The organism is Mycobacterium sp. ENV421 (genome assembly GCF_002887815.1).
Lineage (GTDB): Bacteria > Actinomycetota > Actinomycetes > Mycobacteriales > Mycobacteriaceae > Mycobacterium.
The window spans coordinates 1-16,386 of the sequence record NZ_PDHO01000056.1 but is presented as its reverse complement, the minus strand read 5'-3'; the positions used below and the strand labels follow the sequence as shown (position 1 = coordinate 16,386).

14 protein-coding genes are annotated in these 16,386 nt (G+C 66.4%); 5 read left to right on the top strand and 9 right to left on the bottom strand.

Translation table 11 applies throughout. The annotated features are described in order from the left end of the window. On the top strand, nt 1-199 hold a 199-nt coding region (locus CRM90_RS31140; RefSeq protein ID WP_233209560.1), incomplete at its 5' end, for a hypothetical protein. 28 nt (nt 200-227) lie between these two features. On the opposite strand, the gene CRM90_RS28325 is transcribed toward CRM90_RS31140, so the two are convergent. The 4 genes from CRM90_RS28325 to CRM90_RS28310 are packed head-to-tail and all read right to left on the bottom strand — an operon-like array spanning nt 228 to nt 4,194. Further along, complete coding sequence (locus CRM90_RS28325; RefSeq protein ID WP_233209561.1) at nt 228-1,247, bottom strand: 2Fe-2S iron-sulfur cluster-binding protein; 1,020 nt, start codon at nt 1,245-1,247, stop codon at nt 228-230. 15 nt (nt 1,248-1,262) lie between these two features. Further along, a complete protein-coding gene (locus CRM90_RS28320) occupies nt 1,263-1,556 on the bottom strand; it encodes an MmoB/DmpM family protein (RefSeq protein WP_286145673.1) in 294 nt (97 codons plus the stop codon). Nucleotides 1,557-1,591: 35 nt separating this feature from the next. Beyond that, nucleotides 1,592-2,647 (bottom strand): aromatic/alkene monooxygenase hydroxylase subunit beta, encoded by a 1,056-nt coding sequence (locus CRM90_RS28315; RefSeq protein ID WP_102810203.1) that lies wholly within the window; start codon nt 2,645-2,647, stop codon nt 1,592-1,594. After that, nucleotides 2,644-4,194, bottom strand: coding sequence for an aromatic/alkene/methane monooxygenase hydroxylase/oxygenase subunit alpha (locus CRM90_RS28310; RefSeq protein ID WP_102810202.1), 1,551 nt, complete (start codon nt 4,192-4,194; stop codon nt 2,644-2,646). Before CRM90_RS28310 ends, CRM90_RS28315 begins: the two co-directional genes overlap by 4 nt. 125 nt (nt 4,195-4,319) lie before the next feature. Here CRM90_RS28310 and CRM90_RS28305 point away from each other — a divergent pair, with 125 nt between their 5' ends. The 3 genes from CRM90_RS28305 to CRM90_RS28295 all read left to right on the top strand — a co-directional run bounded on the left by CRM90_RS28305 (nt 4,320) and on the right by CRM90_RS28295 (nt 8,215). Next, complete coding sequence (locus tag CRM90_RS28305; protein ID WP_102810201.1) at nt 4,320-6,203, top strand: PucR family transcriptional regulator; 1,884 nt, start codon at nt 4,320-4,322, stop codon at nt 6,201-6,203. A 265-nt stretch (nt 6,204-6,468) separates the two neighbouring features. Further along, nucleotides 6,469-7,635, top strand: a complete 1,167-nt coding sequence (locus CRM90_RS28300) for an acyl-CoA dehydrogenase family protein (RefSeq protein WP_102810200.1) — start codon at nt 6,469-6,471, stop codon at nt 7,633-7,635. A 76-nt stretch (nt 7,636-7,711) separates the two neighbouring features. Beyond that, nucleotides 7,712-8,215 carry an SRPBCC family protein gene (locus tag CRM90_RS28295; protein ID WP_102810199.1) on the top strand — a complete coding sequence of 168 codons (504 nt, stop codon included), beginning with the start codon at nt 7,712-7,714 and terminating at the stop codon, nt 8,213-8,215. An 88-nt stretch (nt 8,216-8,303) separates the two neighbouring features. Here CRM90_RS28295 and CRM90_RS28290 read toward each other — a convergent pair whose 3' ends face one another. From CRM90_RS28290 to CRM90_RS28270, 5 genes are all read right to left on the bottom strand, one after another. Then, on the bottom strand, nt 8,304-10,049 hold the full coding sequence (locus CRM90_RS28290; RefSeq protein WP_199190092.1) for an acetyl/propionyl/methylcrotonyl-CoA carboxylase subunit alpha: 1,746 nt from the start codon (nt 10,047-10,049) through the stop codon (nt 8,304-8,306). An 81-nt stretch (nt 10,050-10,130) separates the two neighbouring features. Beyond that, complete coding sequence (locus CRM90_RS28285; protein ID WP_199190093.1) at nt 10,131-10,640, bottom strand: MaoC family dehydratase; 510 nt, start codon at nt 10,638-10,640, stop codon at nt 10,131-10,133. 120 nt (nt 10,641-10,760) lie between these two features. Further along, nucleotides 10,761-12,716 carry an AMP-binding protein gene (locus CRM90_RS28280; RefSeq protein WP_102810196.1) on the bottom strand — a complete coding sequence of 652 codons (1,956 nt, stop codon included), beginning with the start codon at nt 12,714-12,716 and terminating at the stop codon, nt 10,761-10,763. A gap of 25 nt (nt 12,717-12,741) precedes the next feature. Then, complete coding sequence (locus CRM90_RS28275; RefSeq protein ID WP_102810195.1) at nt 12,742-14,256, bottom strand: acyl-CoA carboxylase subunit beta; 1,515 nt, start codon at nt 14,254-14,256, stop codon at nt 12,742-12,744. A 33-nt stretch (nt 14,257-14,289) separates the two neighbouring features. Further along, on the bottom strand, nt 14,290-15,429 hold the full coding sequence (locus CRM90_RS28270; protein ID WP_102810194.1) for an acyl-CoA dehydrogenase family protein: 1,140 nt from the start codon (nt 15,427-15,429) through the stop codon (nt 14,290-14,292). A 124-nt stretch (nt 15,430-15,553) separates the two neighbouring features. Between CRM90_RS28270 and CRM90_RS28265 the strand changes: the two genes are divergently transcribed. After that, nucleotides 15,554-16,288 carry a TetR/AcrR family transcriptional regulator gene (locus CRM90_RS28265; RefSeq protein WP_102810193.1) on the top strand — a complete coding sequence of 245 codons (735 nt, stop codon included), beginning with the start codon at nt 15,554-15,556 and terminating at the stop codon, nt 16,286-16,288. Nucleotides 16,289-16,386 lie beyond the last annotated feature (98 nt).

The window sequence follows — 16,386 nt, the reverse complement described above, 5'->3', positions numbered from 1 at the left end:
CATAACCAGCCACCCAGCCGGGTCACCCGTTGTGGTCACCCAATTTTCGTGTCAGCCGGCCGATTCATCTCGTCGACCGGGCATCGACCACGATGCCGGTGAGGTTGTAGATCTCGGCCTTGTGCCGCAACTCTGGGACCTGACGAAAACCCTATGCTGCCTGGTCTCCGATGATGAGGTGCGAAGGCTCAGAACGTGATCCACCGGATTTGGGAACGCCTGTTGGCCTATACGTGGTCTTCCACAGCGGGAAAGAACTTGTCACTGAAGATCGTTTCTTCCGGTGTACCTTTGGCTTCGAGCAATGCGATGACAGCGTCGCACATCTCGGGCTTGCCACACACGTAGGCGTCATACGGAGCACCGTCGCCAATCCGACGTTGGACTTGGGCGGTGACTCGCGAAGGTTCACCGAGCCAGCCGCTTTCGGGCGTGGGTTTGGACAACACCGGGCAATATGTCAGGTCGAGCTGCCCACGAAGCTCCTCCATGCGGCTCTCGCAGGGAAGGTCGGCGGCTGTGCGGGCCCCGTAGAAGACGGTGAACTCGCGCTCGTCCCCGCACTGGGCCGCGTGCTCAAGCATTGACAGGATTGGCGAGATGCCGGAGCCCGTTGCCACCAGCAGTACGGGGCGGTCGCCCTCCCGGAGATAACCCTCGCCGAATGGACCCCGGACCTGCATACGAACGCCCGGCCCGAGCAGGTCCAGCTGGCCCGAGAAGGCACCACCGTCGATCACCTTGATGACGAACTCCAACTCCTGTGCAGAGCTGGGCGCGGAAGCCAGGGAGTAGGATCGCCATTGATCTGCCGCACCCGGCACCGCGATCTCCACGAACTGGCCCGCATAAAAGGCGACCGGTTGTTCGGTGCGAATGCTAAGCCGACGCAGCGACGGTGTCAGTTGGTCGATTCCGGTGATTCGCCCGTTAAACTCCCCGGGCGTGATCAGCGGCCGTCGCCGCTGATCTACCGCCCGATCGTCGTGGATCTCCACGTCATCGAGGGCAGTCGCGCAGCACAGCAGCACCCAGCCCTCCTCCCGCTCCGAGTTCGACAGCGAGTACGGCGAGGCGTTGCCGTAGTCCACCTCGCCGTCCGTCACCAGGTACTTGCAGCTAGAACAGTTCCCATGCCGACAGCCATACTTCAGCGATATCCCGCTGCGCAACGCCGCGTCCAGTATCGGCTCACCGGGCTTTATCGAGAATTCTGTGCCACTGGGCTCGACCCGAGCTGAGTACACCGCCACCACCCGCCGTTAGTTCGCCGCCGCGGGCACGGATTCGTTGAGTTCCAGCATCTCCGAGGTGACCCGGAAGTTGTTGTCGTCTGTCTCCGCCCGACCGACGAAGGTGGTCATCACCACCAGCCATTGGCCAATGGTGATGTCCTTGCCGCCCATCTCCTGCGACACGCGGGCCATGTTGACGCGGATCTCGCTTGGGTGCTCCAAGTACCAGTACGGTCCCTCGTCGACGACCTTGACGTCGGGCTGGTCGACCGCGAGCACGTCGATGGTGGCGTCGGCCTCCTCACTTTTCATCAGAACCATTGCTACCTTGCCGTTAGCGGCTTTGGTCGGCGTGCTCATACGGCTGCCCCCACTTTCAAACCGAGCCCCGCAACCAGCTCCTGCTGGCTCTCCTGGGCGACCGCGAACACCTCGTCGAACCGCGCGACCTGCAACGGCGACAGGTCGTAGACCTCACCCATGGCCCTTGCGGCCTCTTGAACCCGGGGCGTCCAGGAATCCAGCCAGGTGCTTATGGTGGCTGCATTTTTCTTACATTCCGGGACGGTCGGATCGATGACCATGCGGACGAACTCCTGGGTCCAGGCAAGGTTGCGACGCCGGTCCCGTTCCGTGGTGCCCACTAGGTGGGGTGTGACCGGGTCGCCGTGGAAGGGGCCGAACCGTCGCACCAGCTGGCTCACCGCCAGCTCGGTAACAATCGGGTCGAACACCAGATTCGTCACGACGGCCAGCTCGCCCCAGTCGTTGCTCGCCACGAGCTCTTCGACGAGTCGACGAATCGGCTGATACCGCTGGTCCTCCAGCCAGACCGTCTTCGCGCCGTCGTCGACGAAGCCTTCGACGTGATCTTCGAACTCAAGCAGATGCAGCACAATGTCCTGCGCGTGCCGCATGCGGTCGAAGGCCTCGAAGCAAAGAACGTTACCGAGCGTGTCCGACAGCGCCTCGCGCTGCGCCACGGCGAACGCCCGGAACAACCCGTACTCTGCGTATGCCCAGGCCCGGTAGTGTCGCCCGAGGATCTCGCGGGTCCACACCGGGTCGATTTCGTTGAACACCCCGTCGGCCGCCGCGTCTTCTGCCGAGCGTGCGATCGCGCGCTCCTGTTCGGCCTGCATGCGCACGTAGGTACGTTGCCAATGGGAGGCGGGGTCCCGGAACAGGAACCAGTTCGGGTGGACCAGCGCGGTCGATTCCCGGACCCAGGGCGTTCGCCCGTTGATGTCGCGCAACAGCCAGCCCTGTTTGTCGAACACGTCCACATCGGGCTGGGCGAAGCAGGTGACCGCCTCATACTCGGAGAGCCGGCGGCGGCGAGACGGGATATATGTGAAGTCACGGGTCGGCTTGCCGGCAGACTCGACGGCGCCGGGCAGCACCGCGGTCATACGCCCGCTCCGTTCCCCGAAGCGCTGGTGGCGAGTTGCGCGGCGATTGCCGGCATCGGGTCCTTGATCTCCATGCCCCAGGCGCGGATGTCGTCGACGGCCCACATGCGTTCGGTGTCCAGTGACGGCTGAGCGATCAGGGTCTTGCCGTCGGACCGCAGCAGGCCGTTTTGCACGACGTAATCCGCCAACCCGACCCCGTCGTGGTGCTGCCAGAAGGTCTTGCTCTGCGCGTAACGGATGGGCTCCTGGAAGAACAGCGTCTCGCACATCGGCCCGCAGAACGGCACCGTGCGCCCGCCGTGTTCAGCGAACCGCACTTCGCTGTTGTCGAGCCGCGGGAAGATGCACGGCATTTGACACACCTGGCACAGCGGCGGCAGCGCCTCGAACGCCGCCATCGGGTTGACACCGTCCTCGGCCTTGGTGATTTGGCGGAAGTTCTCCCAGAACGCACCGTAGTGCGCGTACCAGCCTGGGTATTTGTTCTCGAACCACTCGAAGTCCGACTCGGTCAGCGGATCCCACCGCCAAAAATGCAGCGGCCAGGACGCGGCTGCCAGCATCGCTGCGGTGTGGTGCTTCCATCGCATCTGTTCCTGCGCGACGTAGAAGCATTCCGGCACGCTGAGACCGTAGGGCTCCATCTTGGAAATGTACGAGCCAACCCAGTCGTCTGCGATCCACTCGGTCCACTTCTCCAGATAGGAATGCCCGCGCTCCTTCTGGAAATAGTCGTAGACGACTCCCAGGAATGGGTCCAGGAAGGAGTGCTGGCGCCAGAACGCACGGTCGAAATCGGTCTGCAGGTACTTGAGGTTGTCCTCGTTGGAAACCACGGCGGCCAGCGTCGAGTAGCCGTTGGCCATGTGCCGGGCCTCGTCGGACTGGACGCTCAGAAAAACACTCGGAGTGACGTTGTCGCCGTTGGCCGCGGCGACCTCGGTGAGCGTGACGAAGATCGGGTTGGTGTAGGCGGTCTCGGCGACCACTTGGAGGTTGAGCGCGCCTTCGACGGGGTCACCCACGAAGAACGCTTCCAGGGCCGCCCGACCGGCCACTCCGAACAGGTTGCTCGCGCGAGCCTTCATGCCGATGTGGAAGCCTTCCGGGTCGGCCGCGTGCTTGGCGAAGTACCGGTTGAGGTACAGCTCCTGGTTAGTGTGCCGGACCTCGTCGATCATCTGCGCCATATAGCCCTGCCGCAGTTCGGCATTCTCCACAGTATCGACCAGCTGGCCGCAGCATTTCATCGCCGCGTACTCACCGAAGTTCACTACGGGTAGCGCGATCTTGAGGATCTCCATCCAGCGCGGCTGGGCCTTGCCGGCAGAGTTGGACCTGGCCAGGGCATCCTCCATTGCACCGTACTGGCGGTCGTCCTTCTCCTGCTCCATCGCCACGTAATCGCGGATGAGGTGGCGGAAGGGGTCCTTTGTCTTGCGAGGTATGGCGTATTTGGTCGGATAGCGGTCGGGCTTCTCGGCATACGAATGCTCCCAGTCGAAGTCCTTCACCCGTTCGTGCGCCTTGATCAAGTTACGCATCGATGCTTCCCTTCATTGGTGATAACGATCACCCCAATAGTCCACGGTGATAGAGATCACCCTAGGCTTGGCAGCTGTGCGCTGCATCGGCAGACCGTACGATAATCGCGTCTAGATTGGTGGAAATGTACGAATCTCGGCCGCAGCCCAGCCATCGTGCGGTCCTCGAGCGGACGGACCGGCTTCCCACTCGGGCCGCCGATCTGATCGAGGGAGCTGTCGGGTATCCGATCTTGGTCCTGCACAGCGGGGTGATCGAGCAAGCGCAGATCGAGCTCGAACTGCAGGAGAGAGATCACGCGGACACACCCGGCGGCGGGTCCGTGGAGTTCCTGCATCGAGGAGCTGGCCGGGCCGGACTCCTGGCGGCCGCCCTTGCGGTCACTGACCGCGGGACCGGTACGCCGCACGTGTTGGTCATTCATGCGCAGGCTTCGGATGGCCCATCCGCCGTTGACACGAGTGAGTGTTCGCGGGTCCTCGACGTGTTCCCGGGCTCCGTCTCGGTGACGTGCCTGTTCGCGGCACCCTACGCTGCTGGTGCGGGGTTTTCCGCACTGCTGCGACACGCCGTGCTATGGCTCGATGGAACCGAAGTCGATACGCGCTCGCCGGAGGGTCGCCTCGTGCTGGTGGACCACTTGCTCGATCAGCTTGACAGCCCTGCCCAGGTACGCCATCTTGCGATGTCGCCGGCCATCTCTGCATCGAGCGGTGGCGCGGTCAAACGGCTGGTCGCGCGCCGGCTGCGCGCCTTGTCCCCGGAGACAGAGGACACCCCCCGGCCGCCGGCTTCCGAGGCCCCGAACTGCGTCGCGGTGTGTGGGGCGCTCGCCGGATCCGACGGCCTTCTCGCCGAGATGCTGGCCGCCGCGGCGGCCCACACCGCTGACGAATTCCTGGTAGAGGACGCCGATTTCGTTCCGGTCATCGGGCACCCACCTGACCGGCCACCTGCTTCGCTCTCCGAGTTGATCACCCCCGGGCGGCTGCGGCGACTGGCCGAGCAACTACGACCCGGCATCCCCGAACTGGTTCGGCTTGGTACACCCGCCGCCGGATGCCGGATCGTCGCGCGGCTCGGGTCCAAGGAGCCGCTGGGCTACCTTTCGGCAGTGACACGTGGGGCGAACCCGGGTTCGGCCGTCGAATGGCTCCGCCACCTTGCTCCGGTGGCCGCCGCCGAAATCGCCCACCGTGCCTCGTGGCCGAGACTGAACCTCGAGACCCGCCGGCAGATGGTGAGCCTACTGGTGAAGGGCGCCTTCACTCGACATTCGGCCAAGTTGGCAGTTGAGCACCTCGTGGGGCCACTCGGCGCGCGGGTGGCCGCTCTGGGCGAGATCAGATCAGCCGAGGCCGTGCCGACCACGACCCAACCACCCGACGATCGTCGCGATTCCGACGGCACGCTCGACCGAATGCTCGAGTCGTTGGCCGTTCCGCACGGCGAGCACATGGGCTTGGTGGTCGCATTGGTCGACGCCAACGACAGCTCCGTCGATCTCCTGAAGCGCGCCGTGCGGCAACGCGCCGTCGCCGTGGGCCTGGGGTCCACCGTGCGCGACCCGATGGAGCTGGTTTCCTCCGCGCGACAGGCGATCTATGCATGCCAACTCGCGGTAAGCACGCGCCAACGGTTTCTGGACTTCGCCGAGATCGGTGTACACCGTTTACTCCTCCCCGGCGCCGAAGCGGGCGACCCCGAGTTCGAGGAGCCGATCCGACGACTGGAGCAATCGGCGGCCACCCTGCGCTTTGACGGCTGGCAGACCCTTGCCAGTTACCTCAACACCGGTGGGAACCTCCGCCGAGCGGCCCACGATCTGGTCGTGCATGCGAACACGCTGCGCTATCGGTTGGACCGGATTGCCGAGGTCATGGATGTCGACCTCACCGACCCCGAACAGTGCTTCCGCCTCCAGCTGGCGATCAGGCTGCGCGCTGGTCGACGCTCGCTGGCGGAGTCCGGCCTGTGGAACGACGCGTTTCACGAGGGGCCGGAATAGAGGTCGACTGTGCGGCCACAACCGCTTGAGGCGCTCCCGGGCACGTTGGTTCGCGCGCCGCGTGGCCGTTGCCCATGGCACGGCATAAGTTGTATAATGATTGTCCTGAATATTGGATCGGCTGACCCAGGTGGTTGCACCATGCTGTGTGCGCGAGTTCACCCCCGAAGACTGTGAAATCTGACGAAGCGGCAGAAGACCGGGGAGCTGTCCAGGCGGTTCTGTCCGTCTCCGCGGGCCACGCGACTCAGCCGAGGAGGTAGAGATGGACTTCGCCCCCAACCCGGACCACGAGGCGCTGCGCAAGGGCGTGCGCCAGGTGACCGCCCAATTCGACGACGAGTACTGGGCCGCCTGCGACCGGGGCCACCGCTTCCCGGACGAGTTCTACCAGTCTTTGGCGGACGGCGGTTGGCTCGGCGTCGCGATCCCCGAAGAGTACGGGGGCGGCGGACAGGGCATCACCGAAGCATCGCTGTTTCTCCAGGAGATTGCGGAGTCGGGCGCCGCGATGAACGGGTGCAGCGCCATCCACCTGACGATCTTCGGGATGAACCCCGTGGTCAAGCACGGCTCCCCCGAGCTGCGCAAGCAGCTGCTGCCGAAGGTCGCATCCGGTGAGCTGCACGTGTCTTTCGGGGTGACCGAGCCCGACGCGGGCACAGACACCAGTCGGATCACGACCCGGGCTCGTCGCGACGGCGACCACTACGTCGTCAACGGCCGGAAGGTATGGATCACCAAGGCCCAGCAGGCCGACTATCTGCTGCTACTCACCCGCACGACGCCCCGCGAGGAGTGCGCCCGCCCGATCGACGGGATGACTCTGTTTCTGGCACCGCTCGACCGATCGGCCGTGGAGATCCGCGAGATCCCGAAGATGGGCCGCAACGCCGTCAATTCCAACGCGTTGTTCATCGACAACCTGCGCATCCCGGCCGATCACCGAATCGGCGAGGAGGGTAAGGGGTTTCACTACCTGCTCGACGGGCTCAATCCGGAGCGCATCCTGATCGCGCACGAGGCGATCGGAATAGGGCGAGCGTCGATCCGACGTGCGGTGGACTACGCCAACCAGCGGGTGGTGTTCGATCGTCCGATCGGCAAGAACCAGGGCATGGCGTTCCCGCTCGCGGAGGCCACCATGCGACTGGATGCGGCCGAGCAGGTGGCCAACAGGGCAGCGTGGTTGTACGACCACGGCCAGCCGTGTGCCCGCGAGGCCAACAGCGCCAAGTTCCTGGCCGCCGATGCCGGGTTTTTCGCCGCCGACCGCGCGGTTCAGACCCACGGCGGGTTCGGCTATGCCAGCGAGTACCACGTGGAGCGGTATTTCCGCGAGGCGCGGTTGATGAAGATCGCACCGGTTTCCCAGGAGATGGTGCTCAACTACATTGCCGAGCACGTGCTCGGCCTGCCTAGGTCATATTGAGCGGCAGGCTGACGGCAAAAGGCGCAGAAGAACGCCCGCAGCGGCCACGCGCAGGCAGAGCGAACGGAGTTACGACGTGACCGCACCCACGAGCCCGCCACCGGATTCGCAGACCGGCGGAACCGGCGCGATGTTGGATAAGTCGCTGCGGTATGCGATGTCCGCACCGAAGCTGTACGAGCTGCTGGTGTCCGAAGACGCGGCGGCGCACTGGATGGGTGCCGACGTGACCATCGAGCCGGCCGCCGGCGGTGAGATCCGGGTGAGTATGTCCGGGTGGCCGGAGATCGTCGGCGAGTTCCTCGAAGTGCTCGAGCCGCAGCGGCTCGTGGTGCGCTGGCAAGCCGCCGATTGGGGGCGACCGCTAATCAGCACCATCGAGACCCATGCCGACGGGCCACACGGCAGTCGGCTCTCGGTGCGCGAGTCGGGCTTCGGCTCCGACGATGACCTGCTGCGGCGACGGGACTGGCTGTGGTCGCACTGGCTGGTCCGGCTGGCGGCTTCGGGCGCCCAGCTGAGCTCTGTCGAAGCGACGCCGCACGCCGCCACCGAACCGCCGGGTCGACACCACGGCTGAACCGACCGCCTCGCAAACCTCGACATCGTCAGGTGCGCGATCTGACGAACGGAGTCTGCACCTGAAGTCAGCGGGCGCGGTGCTCTGATCAGGAATTCACGATCTTGCAGATCATGGCGCCGGCCGCGACAGTCGTGCCGACCGATACCGCCGTGGACATCACGATGCCTGGTCGGTGGGCGAGCACTTGGTTCTCCATCTTCATCGCCTCGACCACTGCGATCAACTCCCCCTTGTCGACCGACTGCCCGTCTTCGACGGCAATACGGACTAGGGTTCCATTCATCGGTGCCGTGACGACGTCACCGGCGATCTCTTCGTCTTCGGCGTGCCGAAGCTGCCCCGATGCGCGGCGAATCGCCACAGCCGTGTCCCCCAGGGTTGCCACACCGGGTACGCGCACCGGCATCAAGCGGCGCCCGACGCGGACGTTGAGCTGGTCACCGGCCGGTTCGGCGCCGCCCACGATCTGATCGAGGTGTTGCTCGATCCAGCGGTTGTGCACCTCGAGCGTCGCTTCGCGGGCGAAGGCCGGATGGTCGAGGATCTGACGGTACACCGAGACCGGTGTGTGCAATCCCTCGATTCGTGTTTCCGCGAGGGCCCGGCGGGCTCTGCCGAGGGCCTGGGTGCGGTCGCGCCCGGTCACGATGAGTTTGGCGAACATCGAGTCGAATCGGCCGTCGACCGTGTCGCCCTCGATGACGCCGGTGTCGACCCGCACGCCCGGTCCGGTGGGCAGCTGAAAACGGGTGAGTGTGCCCGGCGAAGGCAGGAAACCTGTGGCCGGGTCCTCGGCGGTGAGGCGGAACTCGATGCTGTGGGCGCGCGCCGCTGGTGCGGTGGTTGCGAGCGCAGCTCCTCCGGCGATGCGGAATTGCTCGGCCACCAAGTCGATTCCCGTGCTCTCCTCGGTGACCGCGTGCTCGACCTGTAGCCGGGTATTGACCTCGAGGAAGGATAGCGTGCCATCCGCGCCGAGCAGATACTCGACGGTGCCGGCGCTCACGTACCCCGCGGCACGACAGATTCGCTGTGATGAGCTACGCAGAGCCTGCTCCTGATCGGGGGTGAGGAAGGGTGCGGGGGCCTCCTCGATGAGCTTCTGGTTGCGGCGCTGCAGGGAGCAGTCCCGCAAGCCGACAACGAGCACGGTTCCGTGAGTGTCGGCGAGCACTTGCGCCTCTACGTGGCGGGCGCGGTCGAGAAACCGCTCGACGAAGCAATCGCCACGGCCAGATAGCGCAGCTGCCTCGCGGGTGGCCGCAGCGAAGGCCTCGGGGACGTCGCCCTCGTCCCGCACCACCTTTAGTCCACGACCGCCGCCCCCGAAGGCCGCCTTGATCACAAGTGGAAATCCGTGGCGCCGAGCGAAGTCCATGACTTCCGCGGCGTCGCGAACCGGTGCCGTGGTGCCCTCGGCTAGCGGGGCGCCAACGTCGCTCGCGATCTTGCGGGCGGCGACTTTGTCGCCCAGCCGGCGAATCGTGTTGGGCGGTGGGCCGATCCAGACCAGCCCTGCGTCGAGTACGGCCTGGGCGAAATCGGCGTCCTCGGACAGGAAGCCGTACCCAGGGTGGACGCAGTCGGCACCGGCCGCGTGGGCGGCGCTGACCAGCGCGTCGCGATCGAGGTAGGTCGACGCCACATCGGCGCCGCCCAAAGCCAGGGCCTCGTCGGCTTCCCGCACATGCAGGGCGTTACGGTCGGGCTCCCCGTACACGGCGACGCTGCGCAGTCCGGCGTCGCGCGCCGCGCGGATGACTCGAACGGCGATTTCGCCGCGGTTGGCGATGAGAACGGTTCGCAGCGGTTCGGGGGGTTCGTCGGTCAACACCGGAAGTCTCCTGTTCGACGGGCGGTCACGGCGAGGTGACCGGATAGGAAGCGGTCGACCGCGCGCGTTCGGGGTGGATCAACTGGTCTTGGCGCTCTGAGTGCGGCTCCCGGTCTGCACGCCATCGCCTAGATGGCCGCCCGGTCGCCGGTGCATGAGTCCGGTCCGCCGGGCCCGACAGACCAACTCGTCGCGCTGGTTGTAGGCACGGTGCTCGAACACGACGAGGCCGGCGTCGGGCCTCGAACGCGATGGCCGGGCCTCGACGACCTCGGTCTCGACCCGCACGGTGTCGCCGGGGAACACCGGCTTCGGAAAGCTGACGTTGTCAAGCCCGAGCTGGGCGATGATGGTGCCCAGGGTCAGCTCGGGAACCGACAGCCCGACCACCAGCGCGACGGTGAACATGCTGTTGACCAGCGGACGCCCGAACTCGGTCGAGGCTGCATAGTCCGCATCGAGGTGCAGTGGCGCAGGGTTCATCGTCATCGTCGTGAACAGCACGTTGTCGGTTTCGGTCACAGTGCGCCGGATTGCGTGCCGGACCACGGTCCCGACCTCGAGCTCTTCGAACCAGCGGCCGGACACTGCGCGCTCACCAGTTCCTGTCATCGTTCCTCCCGTCGGGAAAGCGGTCAGCGGAGAAATCGGGCTGGGTGGTCGCCGCCCCTGCTCGGGCGGCACCCGAGCGCATGGTGCGCATGGCGCTCACTCCCGGACCGCCTTGGCGACAACGTCCAACGCGGACAGGTCCTCGACCGCACTGGTGTCGCCGGTCGGCTTCCCGTGCACGACGAGGTCGCGCAGTAACCGGCGCATCGTCTTGCCGGTACGTGTCTTCGGCATCGATTCGGTGAGGTAGACGCGATCTAGCTGGGCGTAGCCGCCCAGTTCGTCGACGACGCGGCGCCTGATGTTTTCCCGTACGTCCTCGAGTGCGATGTCATGGCCGAGCGTCACGAACGCGACCGGCACCGCTCCCTTGGTCTCGTGCGGCACTCCGATCACCGCCGCCTCGACGACGCCGGGGTGCGCGGTGACGACGGCCTCGATCTCCATCGTCGAGATGCGGTGTGCGGCCACGTTGATGACATCGTCGGCGCGGCCCAGCACCCACAGGTGCCCATCGACGTCGACGACCGCCTCGTCGTGGGTCGCATAGCTGCCGGGGAATTCGGAAAAGTAGGTGGCCAGGTAGCGGTCGTGGTCATCCCACACGGTGCGGGCAAGTGTGGGGAACGGGGCGGTCAGCACCAGGTTCCCCTTCACGCCCGGCGGGACAGGCTCGCCGTTGCGATCGACCACCGCGTACTCGTGGCCCGGGGCGGGGGTGCCAACCGAACCGGCCTTCAATGCCTCCACTCCATACACCGGATAGGTCCAGGTCGAGCCGGTCTCGGTCTGGCCGTAGGCGTTCACCACCGGCGCGCCGAAGGTGTTCGTCGTCCAGGTGAAGGTGTCGGCGTCCAGCGGCTCGCCCTGCATCGTGATCAGCTTCAGGCCCAGCGGATGTTCGGCGGCCAGGTCGTCGCCGAACTTGCGCAGCATCCGGGCGAACGTCGGTGCGGCGAGTAGCTTGGTGACTCGATGCCGCTGGCAGATCTCGTAGAACCGGGCGGCGGTCGGGGTGTCGGGGGCGCCCTCGTAGCAGGCGATGGTCATGCCGCCGGCCAGCCCGCCGACGACGGCCTGGATCGGAAAGGTCAGCCAGCCGACATCGGCGGCCACCCAGTACACGTCATCGGGCTCGTAGCCGACCTGCCAGTGGGCATTCGCCCAGGCGCCCAGGAGGAAACCCGCGACGGTGTGCACCAGGCCTTTGGGCTTGGCCTCGGTGCCGCTGGTGAAGATCAGAAACGACGGCTCGTTCGGGTCGAGCGGCACCGGGGGTGTGCCTGCGGCGCCCGCCGCCAGGATTGCGTCGTAACCATGCTCGCAATCCTGGAGCGCGACGCCGTTGCCGGTCCGGTCCACCACGACCGTGGCGCGCACGGAAGGAGCGCGCGTGCGGGCCAAGCGGAGGGTCGAAAGCAGCGGGATGAGCCGACCGCGCCGGTAGCTCGCGTCGGCCACGACCACCACGGAGGCGCGCGCCGCCTGCAGCCGCGATGCGACCGCCTCTTCGCCGAACCCGGAGAACAGGACGGTGTAGATAGCGCCGATCCGGTTGCAGGCGTGGATGGTGGTGAACGCCTCGACCAGGTTCTGCATGTAGATGGCTACGACGTCGCCCTTGCGGACGCCGAGCGTGAGCAGGCCGGCCGCCAGCCGCGAGACTTCGTCGGCCAGTTCGGCGTAGCTCAGTGTGCGGACGTCTCCGGGTTCGCCCTCCCAGATCACCGCGGTCCGTTGTGCGGTGGCTGGCTGCTCGGCCCACCGGTCCACGCAGTTGTCGGCGACGTTGATCCGTCCGCCCTCGAAGTAGCGGAAGTCGGAAATGTCTCCGGTGCGTACGGTGTGCCACGGTTGTGACCAGCGTTGCTGGCGCGCCACCCACTGCCAGTAGTCGTCGGCGGTTGCGGAGGACCGGGCGTGCTTCAACTCGGCCACCCGCTCCGGGCGGACCCAGGCAGGCGGAAGGGGGCGCAGCGGGCTGGCAGTGAGCTGGGCCAGCGGGTCCGACGAGCTGCTGGGCGGGGCGTCCCGAGATTTGCTGTGCGACATCGTTGTCCTCCGGGCGGGTGACTGGCTACGCGGGGCTGATCAGGTGATGGCGGCGTCGCGACGACCGGGTCCAGCGGTCGGCGTCGACCATCCTGGCGACCAGCTCGGCGCGGAGCGAACCCGGGCCGACGACGGCATCGACCACGAGATCGCTGGCCATCCGGAACAGGTCGACGTCGGCCTGCTGCTCGACGGTGCGGGCAGCGATGTACGCGGCGCGCTCGTCCTCGTCCGCGATGACTTCGATCTTGTTCGCGTACACGGCGTTCACCGACGCCTCGGCGGACATGGTTCCGATGGTGGCCGTGGGTAGCGCCAGAGTGGCCCGGGGTTCGAAGCCGGGAGCACACATCGCGTAGTAGCCGGCAGCGTAGGCCTTGCGCAGCACGACGGTGTACTTCGGTACCTCCGCTGACGACATTGCGGCCACCATCTTGGCGCCGTGCCGGATGATGCCTTGGCGCTCGACCTCGACGCCGACCATGAAGCCGGGAACGTCCTGCAGGAACACCAACGGGATGCCGAACGCGTCGCACATCGAGATGAACCGCGCCGCCTTGTCCGCGGAGTCCACGAAGATGGCCCCGCTGCGCACACCCGGCTGGTTCGCCACGATGCCGATGACCCGGCCGTCCAGCCGGGCGAGGCCGACCACGATCTCCTGTGCCCAGCGGGCTTTGATCTCGAAGAATGACCCGCAATCGACGATGCCGTCGATCACGTCGCGGACCTCGTAGGCGGTGTTGGGGTCGTCGGGAACTACGTCGCCCAGCGGCGCCTCGGGCTCAGCGGCATCGCGCCGCGCGGGCGGGGCGCGAAAGTCGTCCGGCAGATACGACAACAGTAGCCGGGCCGCCGCGATGGCCTCCCAGTCGCTGTCGAACACCTCGTCGCCACATCCGGAGACGGTCGCGTGCATCATCGCCCCGCCCATCTCCTGCAGCGTGGTGCGCTCGCCGGTGACCTTCTCCGCGACACGCGGGCTGGCCAGGTACATCGATGCGTTTCCGTTGACCATGCCAACCCAGTCGCAGAAGGCGGGCATGTAGGCGCCGCCGGCCGCCGACGGCCCGTGCAGACAGCAGATCTGCGGCACCCGCCCGGACAGCCGCACCTGCATGTGGAAGATTGCTGACGCGCCGCGACGGCCTGGGAAAAAACCCATCTGGTCGGTCAGCCGCCCGCCCGCGGAGTCGACAAGATAGACCACCGGAAGCAGGTCTCGATCAGCCCGTTCGAGGATGCGGATCTGCTTTTCGCAGGTCAACGCCCCCCAGGAACCGGCCTTTACCGTGAAGTCGTGCGCGATCACGGCGACCGGACGGCCCTCCACGCGGCCGACCCCGGTGATTACCCCATCGGCCGGCAGTCCAGCGTCAGCAGCAGATGCCAACAGGCCGTCCTCCACGAACGTCCCCGGGTCGAACAGCACCGCGAGACGGTCCCGGACGGGCAGCTTTTCCGGCCAGCGGGTGCAGTCCCCGCCGCGGCGGGCGTGGTCGAGGGCGGACGCGACATCCCGCCTAGGGCGAAACGCCATCGGCGGCCCCGTTCGGCACGGTGGTGGTCGCCGTCACGAAACCATCGACTTGGTCAGGATTTCCAGCTGTACCTCGTCGGTGCCGCCGCCGATACGCAAAATCCGGGCGTCGCGGTAGTGCCGCGCGATCGGCGCCTCTTCGACAAAGCCGGCGCCGCCGAACAGTTGCACAGCCTCGTCGACGATCCGGTTGGCCGCCACCGCGGCGAAGTACTTCGCCTGTGCCACCGATGACCCTGCCTCGGGATGCCCGCAATCGAGCCGCACCGCGCCCCGGTAGGTCAGCAGCCGGGCCGCCTCGAGTTCAATTTCCATCAGCGCGATTCGGTGTCGGACCGTCTGCAGGTGCGCCAACGGAGCGCCGAAGACCTCCCGCTCGCGCACGTAGGCTCGGACCAGGTCCAAGCACTCAGCGGCATGTCCCAGGCCCATTCCGGACAGGGCGATTCGCTCCAGCTGAAATCCCTGCATGATCTGGTGGAAGCCGCGATTCTCGGCACCGACGACGGCGGAGGCCGGCACGGCGACTCCGTCGAGAATGACCTCACGGGTGTCCGAGGAGTGCCAGCCCATCTTGCGCAGCGGCCGGCCCACCGCCAAGCCCGGGGTGTCACGCTCAACCGCGAAAAGAGTGATGCCCGAATGCCGCGGCCCGCCGGTGCGGGCGGCGACGATCATCACGTCGGCCAGGCCCGCGTTGGTGATGAACATCTTCCGCCCGTCGAGCACCCAGCCGTCGTCGCTACGGCGGGCCCGGGTGGTAATGCCCGCGACGTCGGACCCGGTCCCCGGCTCGGTGACCGCGATGGCCGCCGCGGCTTCACCCGCGGCCAGCGCAGCAAGCCAGCGCTGCCGCTGCTCGTCGGTGCCGTTGCGGACCAGGTGAGGGGCCGCCATGTAGGCGCTGACCAAGGCAGTCACCGCGATGCCGCCGCTCGCGCGGGTGAGTTCCTCGGCAAGGATCGCGACGGCCAGCGCGTCGCCGCCTGACCCGCCGAACTCCTCGGGCGTCAGCAGACCCAGCAGGCCGGCGGTGCCCAGTGGTTTCCACAGCTCGGCGGGGAAAACGCCACCGGATTCGGCGGTGTCGACCAGCGGACGGACCTCCCGGTCGGTGAAGTCGCGACACACCTCGCGGAAAGTCGCGTGATCATCGTCGAGTTCCCACGTCATCGCATCGCCTCATAAAATCTGGACCGGCCGGACGGTCGAATTTTCGCCGGAGATACCCGCGCTGTCAACCCTTACGGGCGTTACCGTTGAAATTCCGCTACACATTCGGCAGACAGGAGCAGATATGGCGCGGAGCGCACCGTATAAGGCGTCGCTCAGGAAAGCCGATGCTCAGCGGCAGCGTGTGCTCTCCGAGTCGACGGAAATCTTCAGCAGACGTGGCTTCCGCGCGACCTCGATGAACGAAATCGCGGCGGCCGTCGGTTTGTCGAAACCTACGCTGTACCACTACTTCCGAAGTAAGGAAGAACTGCTGGTGCGCCTCTACCTGAACATGCTCGACGAGAGCCTGGAGATGGGCCGAAAGACGGTCGCCGAGGCGGATTCCCCGCTGGCAGCGATCCGCAATCTCATCGGGTCGCGCGTGGTCTACACCTGCCGCAATCAGGCTCTGCTCACGGTGTGTTTCGAAGAGGAGCATGAATTGCCCGTCGAACTGCTCACCGAGGTGCTGCAACGTCGACGCGCCTACGAGGGGCTCTTCCTCGCTGCTCTGCAGGACCACCTCGCACAGCACCCCGGCGTACTCGTGGGGATGAGCGCCACGGTCTACATGAATATGTGCCTCGGCGCCGCGAACTGGTGCTACAAGTGGTTCCGAGCCGAGGGCGCCGCCAGCCCCGAGGAACTCGGTGAGCAGATCGCCCGGTCTCTCACTTCATCGCTGGATCCCGGCGATGACACCGCAGCGCCGGAGCCCACCGACGCGTCGTCCGCGTCGGTGGCGCACACTCGCCCTCGAAATTCTCGCCGGCCCCACGGCTTTACGCCTGTGCCGTCACCAGATAATGGCGGTTAGCCAGTACCGTCCGCAACGCTGGACGCGTAACCGGGCTCACCCAGCATGGGTGATGACGCCGCGGATGATCCTGCCGTCCCGCAAGTCCTGGTAGCCCT

What these genes read in the sequence shown, in the direction of transcription:
- CRM90_RS28310 (WP_102810202.1), bottom strand. Translation starts at nt 4,194, where the DNA reads ATGCGTAACTTGATCAAGGCGCACGAACGGGTGAAGGACTTCGACTGG.
- CRM90_RS28275 (WP_102810195.1), bottom strand. Translation starts at nt 14,256, where the DNA reads ATGGCGTTTCGCCCTAGGCGGGATGTCGCGTCCGCCCTCGACCACGCC.
- CRM90_RS28315 (WP_102810203.1), bottom strand. Translation starts at nt 2,647, where the DNA reads ATGACCGCGGTGCTGCCCGGCGCCGTCGAGTCTGCCGGCAAGCCGACC.
- CRM90_RS28265 (WP_102810193.1), top strand. Translation starts at nt 15,554, where the DNA reads ATGGCGCGGAGCGCACCGTATAAGGCGTCGCTCAGGAAAGCCGATGCT.
- CRM90_RS28280 (WP_102810196.1), bottom strand. Translation starts at nt 12,716, where the DNA reads ATGTCGCACAGCAAATCTCGGGACGCCCCGCCCAGCAGCTCGTCGGAC.
- CRM90_RS28320 (WP_286145673.1), bottom strand. Translation starts at nt 1,556, where the DNA reads ATGGTTCTGATGAAAAGTGAGGAGGCCGACGCCACCATCGACGTGCTC.
- CRM90_RS28305 (WP_102810201.1), top strand. Translation starts at nt 4,320, where the DNA reads ATGTACGAATCTCGGCCGCAGCCCAGCCATCGTGCGGTCCTCGAGCGG.
- CRM90_RS28300 (WP_102810200.1), top strand. Translation starts at nt 6,469, where the DNA reads ATGGACTTCGCCCCCAACCCGGACCACGAGGCGCTGCGCAAGGGCGTG.
- CRM90_RS28270 (WP_102810194.1), bottom strand. Translation starts at nt 15,429, where the DNA reads ATGACGTGGGAACTCGACGATGATCACGCGACTTTCCGCGAGGTGTGT.